14 protein-coding genes are annotated in these 17727 nt (G+C 66.2%); 8 read left to right on the top strand and 6 right to left on the bottom strand.

Features of this window, described 5'->3' with window-relative positions; translation table 11 throughout:
* From CH302_RS15165 to CH302_RS15155, 3 genes are read right to left on the bottom strand one after another with little or no spacing between them, the layout of a single operon-like run.
* A complete protein-coding gene (locus tag CH302_RS15165; RefSeq protein ID WP_037194538.1) occupies positions 1 to 1788 on the bottom strand; it encodes an ABC transporter ATP-binding protein in 1788 nt (595 codons plus the stop codon).
* Positions 1785 to 3518 (bottom strand): ABC transporter ATP-binding protein, encoded by a 1734-nt coding sequence (locus CH302_RS15160; protein ID WP_255138231.1) that lies wholly within the window; start codon positions 3516 to 3518, stop codon positions 1785 to 1787. The genes CH302_RS15165 and CH302_RS15160 overlap by 4 nt, the downstream gene beginning before the upstream one ends.
* Positions 3515 to 4459, bottom strand: coding sequence for a methionyl-tRNA formyltransferase (locus CH302_RS15155; RefSeq protein ID WP_037194540.1), 945 nt, complete (start codon positions 4457 to 4459; stop codon positions 3515 to 3517). Before CH302_RS15155 ends, CH302_RS15160 begins: the two co-directional genes overlap by 4 nt.
* 368 nt (positions 4460 to 4827) lie before the next feature.
* On the opposite strand from CH302_RS15155, the gene CH302_RS15150 reads away from it, so the two are divergent.
* From CH302_RS15150 to CH302_RS15130, 5 genes are all read left to right on the top strand, one after another.
* On the top strand, positions 4828 to 6132 hold the full coding sequence (locus tag CH302_RS15150; RefSeq protein WP_037194735.1) for a lysine N(6)-hydroxylase/L-ornithine N(5)-oxygenase family protein: 1305 nt from the start codon (positions 4828 to 4830) through the stop codon (positions 6130 to 6132).
* A 5-nt stretch (positions 6133 to 6137) separates the two neighbouring features.
* The gene (locus CH302_RS15145) at positions 6138 to 7202 is read left to right on the top strand and encodes an iron chelate uptake ABC transporter family permease subunit (RefSeq protein ID WP_037194737.1); all 1065 of its coding nucleotides are present in this window, start codon (positions 6138 to 6140) and stop codon (positions 7200 to 7202) included.
* A 56-nt stretch (positions 7203 to 7258) separates the two neighbouring features.
* Positions 7259 to 8266, top strand: a complete 1008-nt coding sequence (locus tag CH302_RS15140) for a FecCD family ABC transporter permease (RefSeq protein ID WP_052048017.1) — start codon at positions 7259 to 7261, stop codon at positions 8264 to 8266.
* On the top strand, positions 8263 to 9069 hold the full coding sequence (locus tag CH302_RS15135) for an ABC transporter ATP-binding protein (protein WP_037194544.1): 807 nt from the start codon (positions 8263 to 8265) through the stop codon (positions 9067 to 9069). The genes CH302_RS15140 and CH302_RS15135 overlap by 4 nt, the downstream gene beginning before the upstream one ends.
* 82 nt (positions 9070 to 9151) lie before the next feature.
* Positions 9152 to 10045 (top strand): siderophore-interacting protein, encoded by an 894-nt coding sequence (locus tag CH302_RS15130; RefSeq protein ID WP_037194547.1) that lies wholly within the window; start codon positions 9152 to 9154, stop codon positions 10043 to 10045.
* Here the strand turns inward: CH302_RS15130 and CH302_RS15125 are convergent.
* Positions 10042 to 11241: an FAD-dependent monooxygenase gene (locus tag CH302_RS15125; protein WP_037194549.1), complete on the bottom strand. Its 1200-nt coding sequence runs from the start codon at positions 11239 to 11241 to the stop codon at positions 10042 to 10044. The genes CH302_RS15130 and CH302_RS15125 overlap by 4 nt on opposite strands.
* 117 nt (positions 11242 to 11358) lie before the next feature.
* Here CH302_RS15125 and CH302_RS15120 point away from each other — a divergent pair, with 117 nt between their 5' ends.
* The 3 genes from CH302_RS15120 to CH302_RS15110 are packed head-to-tail and all read left to right on the top strand — an operon-like array spanning position 11359 to position 15026.
* Positions 11359 to 12402, top strand: coding sequence for an iron ABC transporter substrate-binding protein (locus CH302_RS15120; protein WP_052048004.1), 1044 nt, complete (start codon positions 11359 to 11361; stop codon positions 12400 to 12402).
* A gap of 9 nt (positions 12403 to 12411) precedes the next feature.
* Positions 12412 to 13974 carry an ABC transporter permease gene (locus CH302_RS15115; RefSeq protein WP_230596428.1) on the top strand — a complete coding sequence of 521 codons (1563 nt, stop codon included), beginning with the start codon at positions 12412 to 12414 and terminating at the stop codon, positions 13972 to 13974.
* Positions 13971 to 15026 carry an ABC transporter ATP-binding protein gene (locus CH302_RS15110; RefSeq protein ID WP_037194552.1) on the top strand — a complete coding sequence of 352 codons (1056 nt, stop codon included), beginning with the start codon at positions 13971 to 13973 and terminating at the stop codon, positions 15024 to 15026. Before CH302_RS15115 ends, CH302_RS15110 begins: the two co-directional genes overlap by 4 nt.
* A gap of 14 nt (positions 15027 to 15040) precedes the next feature.
* Here CH302_RS15110 and CH302_RS15105 read toward each other — a convergent pair whose 3' ends face one another.
* Positions 15041 to 16228, bottom strand: a complete 1188-nt coding sequence (locus tag CH302_RS15105; protein WP_155292949.1) for an MFS transporter — start codon at positions 16226 to 16228, stop codon at positions 15041 to 15043.
* A 72-nt stretch (positions 16229 to 16300) separates the two neighbouring features.
* Positions 16301 to 17704: an MDR family MFS transporter gene (locus tag CH302_RS15100; protein ID WP_037194746.1), complete on the bottom strand. Its 1404-nt coding sequence runs from the start codon at positions 17702 to 17704 to the stop codon at positions 16301 to 16303.
* Between the last annotated feature and the right edge of the window lie 23 nt (positions 17705 to 17727).

Genomic DNA, 17727 nt, shown 5'->3' with positions numbered 1-17727 from the left:
TCAGCCCGGGTTCTGCACCCCGACCGCGTCCGAGCCCTTCCACGCACGCCAGAGTTGTGCGTACGGCCCACCTGCGTTCACCAGGTCTTCATGGGTGCCGTGTTCCACCACCCGCCCCGCGTCGAGGACGGCAATGGCATCGGCTGCGGCGGCTTGAGTGAGCCGGTGGGCGACGACGAGTGTCGTTCGCCCGCGCGTTGCGGCGTGCGCGGCTCGTTCGAGTGCGCGCGCTCCCGAACTGCCTGCTTCTGCCGTGGCCTCGTCGAGGACGGCGACCGGGGTATCGACCAACACGAGTCGGGCGAGGGCCAACTGTTGCTTGCGATGAGCGGTGAGCGAATACCCGTCGTCGCCGACGACGGTGTCGATGCCGTCCGGTAGTTCGCGCACCCACGACGCCGCACCGACGACGTCGAGTGCGTTCCAGATCCTGTCGTCGTCGTGGACGTCACCGAGCGCGAGACGGAGGTCGTCGATCAACGGCCCGGCGGTGACGTGGACGTCCTGGCTCAGGATCGACACGTAGCGGCGCAGTTTCGCTGTCCCGAGATCGTGCAGCGGCACTCCGCCGATGGTCACCGTTCCCGAGTCCGGCTCGATGGATCCCGCTGCGACGAGTGCAGCGGTGGTCTTGCCGGCACCGGTGGAACCGACCAGTGCCAGCGATGTCCCGGCGGGCACCGTGAGGCGGATGCCGTGCAGAATTTCGTCGCCGGAGACGTACGAGTACCGAACCCCGTCGAGGGTGAGCGTGTACTCCGATGGGGCGGCAACCTGTGGGCGATCGGGTAGAGCGATGTCCACGACTCCGACGAGTCGATTCAGACTTGCACCCGCGGATTGGATTTCGTCGAACAGGAACAGGATGGTGCCGAGGGGGTTGAACAACCGGTGGAAGAGCAGCACCGCCGTGGTGACGGCACCGATCGTCACTTCGTCACGTGAGAACAAGAAATATCCGACGACGAGCAGGATCGACAGGCCGAAGAACTCGGCTCGGTTCTCTCGGCCGACGAAGCGTGTGAACAATCGGAAGACCGAAATGGCCAGTGTGCGTGCCTGGTTCGATGCCGATTCGATCTCGGCGAGCCGCATGTTCTCGGTTCCGTATGCCCGCACCGTGCGAAGTCCGTGAATGCTGCTGGTGAGTGCTTCCGATCGGTCGCCCATCGCCGCCCTCTCGGCGGCATACAGGGGGCCGCTCCGCGGCAGGTACCAGCGAAGTGCGAGCAGATACAGCGGCAGTGCGAGCATTCCGGCGAGACCGAGGCGGTAGTCGAGACCGAACATGGCCACCACCGATACCGCGACGAGCAGAGCAGCCGAGATCATCGACGGGACAACGTCTCCGGCAGCACGGGTGATCCGAGCAACGTCGTCTCCGATCCGAGACAGGAGGTCGCCGCGCCCGGTTGATTCGACCGTGACGGGGGGAAGGTTCAGAACACGTTCCAGAGCCGATTCACGAAGTCCCGCAACGATGGTCTCGCCGAGCCGGGAGACGGCATAACTCGTCCCACCGGAGAACGTTCCGGCCAGTACTGCAGCCACCGTGAGGATGGCCACGATCGGGAGGATGGACCGAGGCGTGCCGCCGTCGGTCACTTCGTCCACCAGTCGACCGAGAACGAAGAACGGCACCAGAGCGGCCAGCGAGGACACGATCCCGGTCACGAGGGCACCGACGAGAGCGCCGGGATGCCGACGAATCCGTGCGCCGAGCCACTGCCGGGACCGACGGGCCTCCGCGATCGGCAAGCGGTGTCGATCCTGCACGTTCGCGTTCATCGTAGAACCGCCTCTGCGTACTCGGCGTTGGTTGCGATCAGATCGGCGTGTGTCCCGGTGTCGCTCACGTGCCCGTCGCGCAATACGACGACGACGTCTGCCGTTGCGAGCAGCGCCGGTGACGACGTGACGACGACAGTGACGTCGTCACGATCTGCCGAATGTCGCACTCCTCGAATGCCGTCGGCGATGGCCTGTTCGGTCACGGCGTCCACTGCAGTGGTCGGCTCGTGCAGCACGAGCACGGGTGGACGCGCATACAGCGCTCGGGCGAGTGCCAGGCGTTGGCGCTGCCCACCGGACAGATTCTGTCCCCGGTCGTTCACTCGGTGCTCGAGTCCGTCCCGGTGCACGGTGGCAACCTGGTCGGCAGCCGAAGCCGACAGCACCGCGTCGAGGTGCCCTCGATCCGTGTCGGTTTCGAATCCCACGATGTTCTCGATCAGCGAGCCGGCGAAGAGATCGGTGGTGTGCGGCTCGGCCAGCACTCTCGTCCGGAACGACTCGCGCGAGACCTCGCGCATGGACACACCGGCGAACATCACGTCCCCCGAGTACTCGTCGGAGGCGACTTGGCCGCCGAGAACGGTGGCAAGAGCGTCTCCATCCGAGGGATCGAGCGCGATCACCGCGACGAATTCGCCTGGACGGGCGTCGATGTCGATGCCGGCAAGAGATCGAAAGGTCACGTTCCGCACCGACAAACCCGTCGGCACCGGTACCGATTCGGGTCCGTCGGACAGAAGGGAAGGGGCCGAGAGCACGGTCGACACGCGTTCTGCGGAACCGCGCGCACGCGCAACCACTGCGGGCGCGGAGGTCAGCAGGGTGAGCGGCTCGATGAGGAACTGGGCGAGACCGACCACCGCGATCAGCTCCCCGATGGAGATCCGCCCGTCGAGTGCGAACCATCCGGCCAACGATGCGACGCAGGCAGCGATCAGCGCACTCACGGTCGTCGTGACACCTCGCTGGAGCGCGAGTGACCGGACGGTGGCGAGGGCTGCGTTCAGTGCTGTTGTGCTCGCCGCGCGGTAACGAGCAGACGCGGCATGTTGGGCACCGATTCCCTGGAGAGACCGCAGGCCGACGACCAGATCACCGGCCATCGCGGTTGCTTTGGCCACGCGAGATTGCTGCTGCACCGTGCGTGCGGTGATCAGCGGCGTCGCGAGTCGGAGCAGTGCCATGAACAGGGGTGTGCCCAGCAGTACCGCGAGGCCGAGTGGGACGTCGATGACGAACAAGGCGACGGCTGTCGCGAGAACCGCAGTTGCTGCTGCTGCCATGCGCGGAAAGAGATCGAGGAACCACGCTGCCTGTTCGGCGTCGCTGCTCGACACGGTGAGCATCTCGCCGTCGGACAACGGAGTGCGCACCCCGCAGGTGGACAGGACGCGACCGGACACCTCCATGCGCACCAGGTGTGCTTCGCGCTGGAGGGCCAGGTTCAGCTGGCGCATGCCGACCTGGAACGCCGTCGTGAGTGCGATGAAGAGCACGGCCAGGGCGGCGATGGACCAGGCCAGTTGCACCGGCCCGCGTTCGGCGATCCCGCGGTCGATGATCACGCCGAGGGCCAACGGCACTGCCGTCTCGGCGATCTGGTGCGCGCACAGCAGGACAGTTCCGACTGCGAGTCGTCCTCTGTTGCGGGTCAGTGTGCGACGAACGATGCGGCGCGCGGTCAACGGTGCTGCGGGGTTCGCCTGCGCGGTGAGGGCGGTCACGGGGTGGTGGTGAGGTAGCCGCCACCGCTCGGAAAGTACTCCAGAGCAGCGTGATCGGTGCCGTCGTCGGTTCGGACGCGGTCTATGACGAGTGCCCGATTTGTGCCGCGGTGGGCATTCGGGCCCGCGACGATGGCCATGCCGTCGCCTTCGCGAATGAACACTCGGCCTGGAGTGCCTCCGTAGATCCCCTGTGACACATGAGCTTCCACGACGGAAATGCGTTCGCCGCGATAATGCGTGAACGCGTTCGGGTACGGGTCGGACATCGCTCGAATCAACCGGTCGATGTCGGTCGCGTCCCAGGACCAGTCGATCAGACTGTCGGTCTCGTGTCTCTTGTGGAAGAACGTGCGCTCCGACAGGTCTTGTGGGCGCCACCCGGCTGTGCCCGCTTCGATGCTGTCGAGTGACTCGAGAAGGACCTCGGGAATGAGATCTATCGTGGCCAGCACCAACTCCGTCGCGGTGGAACGGGGGCCGATCGGCACTGCGGCCTGAGTGAGGATGTCGCCGGTGTCGAGTTCGCCGTCCATGCGGTGGGCGGTCAGACCCACCTCGGGTGCGCCGCTGATCAGGGCCCATGCGATGGGTGAGAATCCGGTGAATTTCGGAAGGAGCGAGTCGTGAAGATTGAGCGTTCCGTGGGGCGGGTGATCGAAGATCTCCGGCGGAAGCCAGGTGCGCCAGTTGTTGGCCACGATGATGTCGGGGGCCCACCGGTGAATCCGGTCGATCAGCGCGTCGTCGGGCCGTCGGGCCAGATGTACGGGTACGTCGTGTCGGCGGGCCAGGTCCTCGACCGAGTCGGCCCAAATGCTTTCGTACGCTTGATCACTGGTGGGATGACTTACCACGCCCACCACCTCGTGCCGCGACTCGATCAGCGCCTGGAGAGTCTTGTGACCCCAGGTCTGATAGCCGAACATCACCACTCGCATGACGAGCCTTTCCTCGGAACGGTTACATCGAACGTCGGTCACGGGAGTCCGGCCACGAATGTTCATGCAACAGACGGACCCGACGCCTCAGCGAGGGTAGCCTAGCCTAGCTTCAGAATGTGCGGCACGGTCGCGCGTGATGTCGTCGACCTCGGGGACCGTGGGCAGTGCGTCAACGGGGCTGGCCGACAACGGAAAATCAGATCGAGTTCGATCTACAACGTGTTCCCTGACACCGATCGAGTCGTTGTGCTGCGTTAAAGGTTAGGTTAGCGTTGCCTACCGAAGGCGTGCGCGGATGCTCAGGCACTTTCGTTGCGCGCAGAAACGCGGTCATGGACCCATTCACTGTCAGGAGCGCTTGCACGATGACTGTCGACGACAACTCGCGAGAATACGACCTCACCGAAGACTGCGAGTACGACATCGTCGGTGTCGGATTCGGGCCCTCCAATCTGGGACTGGCCATCGCGATCGAGGAGCACAACCGAACCTGCACTCCGACAGAACGATTGACGGCCTGCTTCGTCGAGTCCAAGGGCGAGTTCGCCTGGCACCCCGGCATGTTGTTGCCGGGGACGTCGATGCAGATCTCGTTCCTCAAGGACCTGGCGACCCAGCGCAACGCCAGCAGTGAGTACACCTTTCTGGCCTATCTGTCGGAGCAGGGCCGGCTCAATCACTTCATCAACCTGCAGACGTTCTTCCCGAGCAGGCTCGAGTTCCACGACTACCTGGCGTGGGCCGCCGGCAAGGTCGACGCGATGGTGCACTACGGCACCAGGGCGGTGGACGTCGTCGACACCGGCGACGGGTACGGCGTCCGAACCGAAGGCCGACGAACCGGGACCGTGCGGGGGCGCAACATCGTGCTTGCCGGAGGGCTGACCGCCACCCTGCCCGACGGAGTCACGGCGTCGGCGCGGCAGTTCCACAACCACGATCTCCTCGGCCATCTCGATCGGTTGCCGTCGCGGTCGCATCGCACGTTCGTCGTCGTCGGTGCCGGGCAGAGCGCCGCCGAGGTGGTGGACTACCTGCACTCGACGTACAGCGATGCGTCGGTGCACGCGGTGCTGCGCAAGTACGGGTACAGCCCGGCCGACGACAGCCCCTACGCCAACCGCATCTTCGATCCGACGGCCGTGGACGACTTCTATTCGTCGTCGCACACTCTGCGCGAGCAGCTGTTGCAGTATCACCGCGGCACCAACTACTCCGCCGTCGACCTGCCTCTGATCGAGGAGCTGTACGCCCGCGAGTACGCCGAGCGGGTCAGCGGGCAGCGACGGTTGTTCGTGCACGGAGCAACCCGGTTGATCGGAGCCACCGAAGAGCCGACGGGCGTGCGTGCCTCCGTCGAGCACGGCCCGACGGGTCTGGCCGAGGACATACTGTGCGACGCTGTCGTCTATGCCACCGGCTTCACGTCCCTCGATCTACCCGAGATCCTCGGTCCGCTGTTCGACGCCGTCGAATACGACTCTCGCGGTCCTCGCGTGACGCGTGACTACCGACTCGTGACGCGTGAACCGAGCGCGGGTTCGATCTACCTGCAGGGCGGCACGGAACACACGCACGGCCTGACCTCGTCGTTGCTGTCGAACATCGCTGTTCGCAGCGGTGAGATCGTGAAGTCCGCTGTGAGCGCGAGGGTGCGATCGGTGGTGTGAATCGGGTGAGCACGAGGACGGGCGACGAGCCGGAACAGCGAGATGTTCCGGCCGAAGTCGGTGGTCTCGCTCGCACCGATGCGCGTCGGGCCGCGGGGTTGTTCGTCGTCCTCGGTGTTCTGGCAGCGCTGTGCCTGGTGAGCATCTCGGTGGGCACCGAGTACATCCCGATCGGTGAGGTGTGGCACGGGCTGTTCGTCGCCGACGGATCCACCGAATCCGTGATCGTCCGCGAACTACGGCTTCCGCGTACCGTTCTGGGGTTGCTCGTCGGAATCGCCCTCGGTGTTGCCGGTGTACTGATTCAGGCGATGACGCGGAACCCGCTGGCCGACCCGGGAATTCTCGGCGTCAATGCCGGGGCGGCATTCTTCGTCGCGATCGCCGTCGGCGTGCTGGGTGTCACCGACATTCGGTCCTACATCTGGTTCGCGTTCGCCGGGGCGGTGGTCGCCACGATCGTGGTGTACGCGCTGGGGTCGTTGGGGCGAGCGGGAGCCACTCCGATCCGGTTGACACTGTCCGGAATTGCGCTCGGTGCGGTACTGGGCGGCGTCACCTCGGGCATGCTGTTGCTCGATCCGGATGCCTTCGACAGGATGAGGTTCTGGGGAGCGGGGTCGTTGGCCGGTCGAGGTCTGGACATCGCATCCGAAGTCGCCCCGTTCATCGCGCTCGGAGTCTTCCTGGCGGCCCTGATCGCTCGTCCCCTCAATGCGATCGCACTCGGCGATGATCTGGCCCAGTCGTTGGGGGCGAACGTGATTCGTACGCGAATCGTCGGCGTCGTTGCTGTGACTCTGCTCGCCGGTGCTGCGACGGCGGCGGCCGGGCCCATCGGATTCGTCGGATTGATGATTCCGCACATGGTGCGGTGGTTCGTCGGACCGGACCAGCGTTGGATTCTGATCTACACGGTGTTCGCGGCACCGGGCCTGCTGTTGCTCTCGGACGTGGTCGGACGCATCGTGATCAGGCCGGGGGAGCTGCAGGTCGGCATCGTCACCGCGTTCGTCGGTGCGCCGGTGCTGATCGTGCTGGTTCGCCGCAAGAAGGCGAGCGGACTGTGACCCGTGGACAACGCGGCGGCGACATCGATTTCGGCCGAAAGCTGTGGGTCGTGCGCATGCGGGATCGGGTGGACGGCCGCATCGACATCCGAACGGTGGGCGTCTGCGGGGCGTTGCTCCTCGTGACGGTGGTGGTCTCCGTCGTCGCGGTCGGTACCGGCGACTACTACATTCCGCCGAACGAGGTGCTCGCCGCGGTATTCGGCGACGCGCCACGCCTGACCGAGATCGTGGTGATGGAGTGGCGGTTTCCCCGAGTGGCACTGGCCTTCCTGTTCGGAGCCGCCCTCGGGGTATCGGGCGCGGTCTTTCAATCCTTGACGCGAAATCCCTTGGGCAGCCCGGACATCATCGGATTCGGCACCGGCGCGTACACCGGTGCGCTCGTGGTCATCCTCACTCTCGGTGGTGGCTACTACCGGACCGGAGCGGGCGCGCTGATCGGTGGACTCGCGACGGCTGCTGTGGTCTACCTGCTCGCGTACCGGCGCGGGGTGCAGGGCTTTCGGTTGATCATCGTCGGGATCGCCGTCAGCGCCGTTCTGGCCTCCGTCAACACCTGGCTCGTGATCAGAGCCGACCTGGACGACGCGATCGCGGCCGCCGTGTGGGGTGCGGGCACCCTCAACGGCCTGGGGTGGTCGCAGGTGGGACCCGTGCTGGCCGTGTCGGTCGTCATCGCGTCGTGCTCGGCGGTGCTCTCGCGTCGGCTGCCGATGTTGGAGATGGGGGACGATGCGGCGAGGGCGCTCGGTGTGCGCGCCGAGCCGACCCGGCTGATGCTGGTGTTCCTGGGGGTTGCGCTGATCGCAATGGTCACCGCGGCTGCAGGGCCCATCTCCTTCATCGCGCTGGCCGCGCCGCAGTTGGCGCGCCGCCTCACCGGCACGTCGGGAGTGGCGATGGTGCCTGCCGCGTGCATGGGGGCGCTGCTGTTGGTCGTGAGCGACGTTGCTGCGCAGCGCGTCTTCGCACCCACACAGCTGCCGGTGGGTGTGGTGACCGTATCGGTCGGCGGCGCATACTTCGTGTGGTTGTTGGCGCGGGAAGGCAGGAAGCAGTGACGAAGCCTCGATTGCACACCGACGACATCACAGTCGGATACGACAGGAGCGTCGTCAGTGAGAACCTGACCGTCGAGATTCCCGACGGCAAGTTCACCGTCATCGTCGGACCGAATGCCTGTGGTAAATCGACTCTGCTGCGGGCACTCTCGCGGCTGCTGAAGCCTTCTCGCGGAACCGTTCTGCTGGACGGGAAGGCGATCTCCTCGTACCCGGCGAAGGAAGTTGCCCGACGCCTCGGCCTGCTCCCGCAGACCTCCATCGCGCCCGACGGTATTTCGGTGGCCGATCTCGTTGCGCGGGGCCGTTATCCGCATCAGAAGCTGATCCGGCAGTGGTCGACGACGGACGAGGCTGCGGTGATCGAGGCCATGAACGCCACCGGAGTGACGTCGCTGTCCGCCCGTCCGGTGGACGAACTGTCCGGCGGACAGCAGCAACGCGTCTGGGTGGCAATGGTTCTCGCGCAGCAGACGCCGCTGTTGCTGCTGGACGAGCCGACGACCTTCCTCGACATCGCCCACCAGATCGAGCTTCTCGACCTGCTGGCCACGCTGAACCGCGAGAACGGCCGCACTCTCGTCGCCGTGTTGCACGACCTCAATCACGCCTGCCGGTACGCCGATCACATCATCGCGATGAAGGACGGCGCGGTGGTCACCGAGGGCGCGCCCGCCGACGTCGTCACCGCCGAGCTGGTCGAGGCGGTCTTCGGGCTGCCGTGCCGCATCATCGACGATCCGGAATCGCACACGCCGTTGGTGATCCCCAAGGTGGTCGGTCGCAGGCTAGGCAAGCCTTAGTTTAGAATCGGGGGAGAGTGGCCGCCGAGGCGGCCAGAACGTTCTCGCAAGAGTTACGACGAGATATGCATCGAGGATCGAGATGAACCAACAACCGCGTGGTTACTACTACGCCGATGTCGTTGCGGTGGAACGACTCACGGTGCACATGGTGCGTGTGACCTTCGGCGGCGAGCACGTCGCCCACTACCGCACGCTCGGGGTGCCCGACGAATGCGTCGGAGTCTATTTCCCCAGGGCAGGCGAGGTGATCCCGCCGCCGATGACCGAGGTCGACGGGTTCTGGTGGTTCCACGGTCTCGACGATGCCCCCGAAGGCCGCAACTACACCGTTCGTCGCCTCGACCCGGAGCGTGGTGAGCTGACCATCGACTTTTTCGCGCACGAGGGCGGTGTTGCATCCACCTGGGCTCAACAGGCCGTCCCGGGGCAGACGGTGCTGTTCACCCGCCCACGATCCTGGTATTCACCGCCCGCCGACGTCGAATGGCTGCTGTTGATCGCGGACATGACCGGGTTGCCCGCGCTCGGCCGACTCGTCGAACAGTTGCCGGCGGGGGCCAAGGCCCACGCGATCGTCGAGGTTCTCGAACGCGGCGACATCCAATCCTTCGAGACCCAGGCCGACGTCACGTTCGACTGGCGCATCGGATCCGGAAACGGCGACAGCGCAAGCGTTCTCGACGATGCAGCATTGGCGTATCCGTTGCCGGAGGGCCGCGGGTACGTGTGGTTCGCAGGCGAGGCGTCGTCCTCACGTCGGGTGCGCAAGTACTTCCGCAAGGAATTGGGCTACGACATCGCGTACTTCGACATCATCGGATACTGGCGCGCCGACTCCGAGAAGTGGCTCGAGAAATACAAGCAGTACCAGGAGGAGGCGCTGGCGGTGTACAACGGCGTCATCGAATCCGGCCGCTCCGAGCAAGAAGCCAGCGAGGCATTCGATGCGCTGCTCGAGCGGGTAGGGCTCTAGCCGGCGTTGTCGAACTCGTAGTCCGGCAGCTCCAGTGTCGCTGCGTCGGGGCCGAGGAGCTTGCTGGTCACGGCTTGTACGGGCTTCGATCCGGCCAGGCGAAGTACGGTGCGGAACGCGGCCACTCCCGCCGAGGTCTTCGGATGGGCGACGCGAGGCACCCCGGGTGGGAGTTTCTGAGCCTGCTCGACGAACGGACGCATACGCGCCTCGAAGGCCTCGAACCCGGCGCGATGATCACTCGCTCGCGCGAGCTCGCCGGCGAGAACGTACGCGCCGGTGACCGACAGCGTGGTGCCCATGCCGCTCAACGGCGTTGCGCACCAGGCGGCATCGCCGAGCATGCCGATTCTGCCGTCGGACCAGCGCGGGGCCTTCACCTGCGCCAGATAGTCGACGTACAGTTCCGAGTCCGGTCCCAGCGAGTCCAAGATCCGGGGCACTTCCCAACCGACGTCGGCGAACGTCGAACGCAGGGCGGCGACGACGCGTTCGGTGGACGCGCCCTCGTAGCCGCTGTCGTCGGACACCCAGGACAGGCTGAATCGCGTCGTGCCGAGGTTGTCCGGTCGTAGATTCGCCACGCGAGATCCGGGGGCGTTGAACCAACGCCACCACCCGTCGTCGCTCGGTCCCTTCGGCAGTACGCCGTAGGCGGTGTACAGGCCGACGGGTGTGGTCTCGGCCTCCCCGGCGAAGACCAGTTCCCTGCTGCTGGAGCGGATTCCGTCGGCGAAGAGAACCAGATCGAACCGCTCGGCCGGTCCCGACGCGAACGTCACATCGACTCCGTCGGCATCCTGGGCCACGCCGACGACGCGATCGCCGTAGCGATACTCGGTTCGCGGTCCGGCGGATTCGACGAGGATCCGGGCGAACTCGCCGCGCAGAATCTCCAACTCCGCCGTAGGTCCGTCGTGGGTTCCGTCGCCGGCCGGGAAGGCCGCGATGGTGGCGTCGGCGTCGTCGACGAATCGGGTGCCCTTCTCGGTGGTGCCGTTCGCGAGGAGGGTCGCGTCCAGACCCATGCGACGCAGCACCTCGCGGCCGGAGCCGCGAACGTCGATGTTCTGGCCGCCGAGTCGCAGTTGCGGTGAGCGTTCGAGGACGGTGACCTCGAAGCCGGCTCGGTCCAGCCAGAACGCCGCGGTGGGACCGGCGATGCTCGCACCGGTGACGAGTACACGAGAAGTCATGGAGTGGGAGTGCCCGAGCGTCCGGCCGTTCAATCCCGGAGGGAAAGTAGCTGAGCCTCACCTTTGTGGTGTACTTTCATCGAATTGTCCGAATGACCCGTTTTCGTCAGGAGAACCGTGTTCACCGTTCGCCGTCTGGCGCTGCTCTCGTTCAGCGCAACCCTCGCCCTCGGTCTCGTCTCATGCAGCTCGGACGGCTCGTCCGACGAAGGCACGTCCACCTCCGAGTCCGCCACCTCGGAGTCCGCACTCGTGGTGTACTCCGGCCGCGGTGAAGAGCTCGTCGACCCGCTGATCGAGCGAATCGGTGGCGGTATCGAGGTCGACTACTCGGGCAACACCAACGCACAGGCCGCAAAGATCCTCGAAGAGGGCGACGCGACCCCGGCCGACGTCTTCTACGGTCAGGACGCGGGCGCACTCGGTGCCCTGGACGAAGCGGGCGCTCTCGCACCGCTGCCCGAGGACATCCTCTCCCTCGTTCCCGAGCAGTACCGCGGGACCGACGGCACCTGGGTCGCCACCTCGGCGCGGGCCCGCGTGTTGGCCTACAACTCCGATTCGGTGCAGGCAGCAGACCTGCCCACCGGTATCGACGGACTGCTCGACCCGCGCTGGCGCGGACAGATCGGCTACGCACCGACCAACGCGTCGTTCCAGGCCTTCGTCACCGCTCTGCGGGTGCAGCGCGGCGAGGACGGTGCTCGCACCTGGCTCGAAGGATTCGTCGCCAACGAGCCGGTCGCCTTCGAGGGCAACGGTCCGCTGCTGACCGCCGTCAACGACGGACAGGTCGCCACCGGCCTGCTCAACCACTACTACTGGTACCCCTTCAAGGACGAGAACGGTGCCGATGCCCCGGTCGAATTGCACTACTTCGAGCCCGGCGACCCCGGCGCGCTGATCAACGTCGCCGGTGCCGGTGTGCTCGCTGCCTCGGACAACCAGGAAGCGGCATTCGATTTCGTGCGCGAGTTGCTCTCGACCGAATCGCAGACGTACTTCGCGAACGAGACAGCCGAATACCCCGTCATCGATGGAGTCACCTCCGACTACGACCTGCCGCCGCTGTCCGAGCTGGGCTCGACCGATCTCGATCTGGGCCGGCTCTCGTCTCTCGAGGCCACCCAGACCCTCCTCACCGACGTCGGAATCATCTAGTCGGTGCTCGTGTCTGCACTCCAGCCGCTTCGGCGGCGTCACTTCGGCGGTCGTCCCGTTCTCGGGACGACCGCGTTGTGCGTGGGAGCGCTGACGCTGACACCCTTGGTGTACCTGTTCGTTCGAGCGTTCGACGGAGGAACCGAGAAGGTTCTGCGACTGCTCCTGCGGCAACGCACACTCGACCTCGCCGTCCGTACGGCAACACTGACTCTCACCGTGCTCGTCGCGTCGGTGGTGGTCGGGACGCTGCTGGCGTGGTTGACCGTCCGTACCGATCTACCGGGGCGACGCTTCTTCGCGATGGTCCTCGCAGCCCCACTCGCCATCCCGTCCTACGTCTCCGGGTACCTGTGGATCGCCGAATTCCCCTCGCTGGCCGGCTTTTCCGGTGCAGCGCTGGTGCTCACGTTGTCCTGCTTCCCGCTGGTGATGCTGCCGGTATCGGCGGCGTTCGCCACCGCGGACCCTTCGTTGGCCGAGGTCTCGCGAACCCTCGGTCGAGGCGCTGTACGCACGGCGCTGACCGTCGAGTGCCGTCGCGTCGTTCCGGCCGCGGCGGCGGGCGCACTTCTGGTCGCGCTGTACACCATCAGTGACTTCGGGGCGGTTGCTCTGATGCGATACGACGCCTTCACGCTCGGCATCTACAGCGCGTACCGCGGGGGACTCGATCGCACCGCGGCCGCAGTCCTCGGGCTGGTGCTCGTGGTGGGCGCGTTGGTGCTCACCCTCCTCGAACGGCGTGCCCGACGCGGCGCCACGGCGAGGGTGGGATCGGGAACCGACCGAATGGCCGAGCCTGTGGTGCTGGGCCGGTGGCGCGTGCCTGCTCTGGCCGTTGTCGTTGCTGCTCTCGGTGTTTCGGTGCTGGTACCGATTCTGGCCCTGGCACGGTGGCTGAGTCGATCGCTGCGCTTCACCGTCGACTGGGCGGACGTACTGGCCGTCACGGCCAAGACCGTCCAGTACTCCGCGACGGCCGCTCTTGTGGTGGCCTTGCTCGCGTTGCCGGTCGCGCTGTTCGCGGCCCGATCCACGTCGAGGGCCGCCCGCGGTGCCGAGTTGTCCACCTACATCGCGCACGGACTACCGGGTATCACCGTCGGGCTCGCCACGGTCTTTCTCGGTATCAGGTTTCTGCCGTCGTTCTACCAGACGGCGGTTCTGCTGGTGCTGGCGTACGTGGTGCTGTTCCTGCCGTTGGCCGTCGGCAGTACGAGGGCGGTCGTCGACGCCACTCCCGTTGTCCTCGAGGATGTCTCACGGACCCTGGGCGCGGGCCGGTTGCGCACCGACCTCCGAGTGACCATTCCGATCGCCGTACCCGGCATCGCAGCCGGGGCCGCGCTGGTCTTCCTGACCGTCGCCAAGGAGCTGCCTGCGACGTTGATGCTGCGCCCTCGGGGAGTCGACACGCTCGCGACCACGCTGTGGTCCACCACCGAGGCGTTCCGATACGGCGAGGCGGCTCCCTACGCCCTGGCCCTGATCCTGATCTCGGTGGTCCCGACGGTCGTTCTGACACGAGCGTTGGGGCGCACGACGCGGAAGCGAGTAGCACTGCCATGAGCATGGTGATTTCCGGTCTCGTTGCCTCGTACGGCAGTACGGCGGTCCTGCACGGGATCGATCTCGACCTCGGTGACGGCGAGATGCTTGCTGTTCTCGGCCCCTCCGGTTGCGGTAAGACGACCCTGTTGCGATCCATCGCGGGACTGCATCGCATCGACGCGGGCCGGATCACCTCCGACGGGCGGGACATCTCGGTTGCGGGGCAGATTCAGGTGCCACCGGAGAAGCGAGGGATAGGCCTCATGCCGCAGGAAGGTGGACTGTTTCCACACCTGACGGTGCGAAGGAACATCGAATTCGGTTTGCGTACAGGGTTTCTGCGGCCCTACCTGTCCGGTCACGCAGAGCGCACCCGACGCGTCGACGAGATGCTCGAGCTGGTCGGACTACCCGATGCCGGCGGGGTGAAGCCCAGCGAACTCTCGGGCGGTCAGCAGCAGCGCATCGCGCTGGCGCGAGCGCTCGCACCGGCTCCGTCGGTGGTGTTGATGGACGAGCCGTTCGCCGCCCTCGACGCGGGGCTGCGTACCTCGATCCGGCAGGACGTGCGAGAGTTGTTGCAGTCCAGCAAGACCGCCTCTATCCTCGTCACCCACGACCGAGCCGAAGCGCTCGGAACAGCCGATCGGGTCGCCGTGTTGCTGGGTGGTCGCTGTGCCCAGATCGACACTCCGCGTGAGGTGTACGAGCGACCCGCCACACCAGCCGTCGCGCGGTTCGTCGGCGACGCCTACTTCATAGACGCTGCAGCACAGGGCGGCCACGTCGACACCGTCCTCGGGCGTCTCGAATCCACCACCCGAGCGACGGGAAATGGGCAGGCGTTGCTCCGTCCCGAGCAGCTGTCGGTCTCGGAGCGCGAGGACGGCGCATTCGTCGTCGAGCACGAGTTCTTCACCGGCCCCGAATCCTCGGTGACCCTGCGGCACAGTGGCACCGGGCTGCGGCTTCGAGCCATCGCCCGAACCGCGGACCGATTCGCCCCCGGTACCGCCGTCGACGTTTCCGTGACGTCTCCGGTGCATTGGTTTCCGGATTCGGCGGAGTGACGCGGCTACCGAAATCACCACCGTCCGGGCGTCGACAACAGCGTCAGGGCGAGTACACCGACTACGAGTATCGCCGCGCTGAGCACCAATCCCGACTGTCCACCGACCCTGTCGACCAGCAGACCGGCCCCAGCCGCACCGAATGCAGCGCCGAGGTTGTAGGCGGTGTTGACCCAGCTGCTCGCCTCGGAGCGTCGGCTTTCGGGAGCGAGTTCGTCGGCGGCCAGGTATGCGGTGATGAACGAGGGCGCGACGGCGAGACCGGCGACGAACAACCCGGCGGCCACTCCCCAGAGCGTGTCTGCCAGGGCTGCCGTTCCCGATACCGCGACGGCCAGCACGGCCGACAGACTGCCGAGCTGAACCGGCCGCGACGACGTAGCGAGGTTCAGCTTTCCCCAGATCAGCCCGCCCACAACGCTGGCCGCGACCATGCCGGACTCGATATATCCCGCCGCGCTGGGGTGGCCCTGTGCGGTGGCAAGTTCGGCCACGCTGATGTAGACGATGCTCACTCCGGCGGCGAGTGCCGATATCGCGACCAGGACCGCGAACAGTCCCGGGATCGGGCGGGCCGTGACGGTGCGAATTCGACGGCGCGTCGGCGCGGTGTCGTGGACTTCCCACGTGCCCCGTCTTATCGGTTCGGCTGCGATCATCGCCGAGGTGCCCGCCACCAGCACCACCGCTGCACCGGCAAGACCGACCCATGCGGGGAGCACCGTGATGAGGATTCCGACGGTGAGCGGGCCGGCGAGAAACAACACCTCCTCGCACGTCGAGTCGAGGGCGTAGGCCGCTTGCTTGCGGTCGGGGGAGTCAGCGGTCATCGCCCGCCAGTTCGACCGCATCGCCGGGCCCAACGGCGGCACGGCTGCTCCACCCGTGACGAACAGGGCGATGGATAGCAGTACCGGGAAGTCGGTAGAACCGGTGATCGAGGCCGCGCCACCGATGCACAGCGCAGAGAGCGCAGCCAACGGCAGGAGAGCCCGGAACTGGCCGTGGCGATCCACCAGACGAGCCTTGAACGGGAGCGTGATCGTGGTGAGGCCATAGGCGGCGATCGCGAGACCGGCAGTCGAAAAAGACCCGGTTCGTTCGTGGAAGGTGAACACCGCGGACAGCGGAATCAGCGCGAAGGCGAACCTACCGAGCAGGGCTGCTGCGAAAACTCCGCGAGCCCAGGGTATTCGGAGCACGGAAGAGTAGCCCTCGGACCCGACCGACGGCACCGGCGTCACCTCCTCGAATTCGGTTCGGCAGGCCCGACCCTATTCCGCGGCACGCTTGGGCATGAACAGTGCCGCGACGGCCATCACCGCTGCTGCCGCCAGGACACCCAGAAAGACCGGGTGGATGGCGTCGGACAGTTGTTCGGGACTCGGGTCGTCGGAGATGCGTGAGTTGACGATCGCACCGAACACCGCGACCCCGACTGCGCTGCCGATGGAGCGGGCGAACATGTTGGTCGAGGTGGCGACGCCGCGCTCGGACCATTCGACGCTCGACTGGGCTGCGATGAGGGTGGGGCTCGCGATCAGGCCCATACCGAGACCGATCACGAAGCACACCGCGCCCACCTGCCATACCTGGGAACCGGAACCGAGGCCAGTGGCGAATGCCGCTCCGACGACCGCGATGGAGGCACCGATCAGCGCGGTGGTGCGGAAACCGAACCGGAGGTACACCCGCCCGGAGAGGGAGGCCGCGATGGGCCAGCCGAGTGTGAGGGTGGACAGTGCGAAGCCTGCGACGATCGCGCCGGTGCCGAGCACGCCCTGCACGAACGTCGGAACGTAGGACGTCAGGCCGAGGATCAACGCACCGACGAGCAGCGAGATGAAACTGCTGACCACCAGGACTCGACGTGTGAACACCCACAACGGCAGGATCGGCTCTTCGACTCTGGTCTGAACCACTGCGAAAGCGGCGAGCAGCGAGAGTCCGGCGACGAAGATGGCGATGCTGACGGGGGAGTTCCACGCCCAGGACTGTCCGCCCTCGAGCAGCCCGAGCAGCACCATCGCCGCGCCCACCGTCAGCAGACCGGCACCGAGGTAGTCGATCTTGGGCTTGGTGCGTTCCACGGCTCCCTCGTCGAACTTGCGCCACAGCATCACCGCGGCCAGCGCGCACAGCGGAATGTTGACGAAGAAGATCCAACGCCACGTCAGGAACTCGGAGAAGATACCGCCGAGGGCCGGGCCGAGTACCGAGGACATCGCCCACACGCTGGCGAGGTAGCCCTGCACCTTGGCGCGCTCGGCCAGGGTGTAGATATCGCCGGCGATGGTGATGGCCATCGGCTGCACGGCACCCGCGCCGAGCCCCTGGACTGCCCGGAAGGCGATCAGGGCGGGCATGCTCCAGGCCAGGCCGCAGAGTATCGAGCCGAGCAGAAACACCGCGATGCCGAACAGCATGATCTTCTTGCGGCCGAACAGGTCGGCCAGTTTTCCGTACAGCGGCACCGATACTGCCTGCGCCAGAAGATAGATGGAGAACAGCCACGGAAACTGCGTGAACCCGCCCAGGTCGTCGACGATGGACAGCACCGCGGTCGCGATGATGGTCGCGTCGAGGGCGACCAGAGACGTGCTGAGCATCAACGCAATCAGTATCGGCCCGCGTTCGGAGCGGAATCCGACAGCCGACGTCGTGTTGTTCGTTGCCACGGCTACCAGTCTGATGCCTGCCG

This window comes from Rhodococcus sp. 15-2388-1-1a, from assembly GCF_002259145.1.
Lineage (GTDB): Bacteria > Actinomycetota > Actinomycetes > Mycobacteriales > Mycobacteriaceae > Rhodococcoides.
This window is presented reverse-complemented; position numbering and strand designations above follow the sequence as displayed.

Coding starts and splice junctions, on each gene's coding strand:
- CH302_RS15125 (WP_037194549.1), bottom strand. CDS start 11,241: ATGACTTCTCGTGTACTCGTCACCGGTGCGAGCATCGCCGGTCCCACC.
- CH302_RS15140 (WP_052048017.1), top strand. CDS start 7,259: ATGCGGGATCGGGTGGACGGCCGCATCGACATCCGAACGGTGGGCGTC.
- CH302_RS15110 (WP_037194552.1), top strand. CDS start 13,971: ATGAGCATGGTGATTTCCGGTCTCGTTGCCTCGTACGGCAGTACGGCG.
- CH302_RS15130 (WP_037194547.1), top strand. CDS start 9,152: ATGAACCAACAACCGCGTGGTTACTACTACGCCGATGTCGTTGCGGTG.
- CH302_RS15150 (WP_037194735.1), top strand. CDS start 4,828: ATGACTGTCGACGACAACTCGCGAGAATACGACCTCACCGAAGACTGC.
- CH302_RS15165 (WP_037194538.1), bottom strand. CDS start 1,788: ATGAACGCGAACGTGCAGGATCGACACCGCTTGCCGATCGCGGAGGCC.
- CH302_RS15155 (WP_037194540.1), bottom strand. CDS start 4,459: ATGCGAGTGGTGATGTTCGGCTATCAGACCTGGGGTCACAAGACTCTC.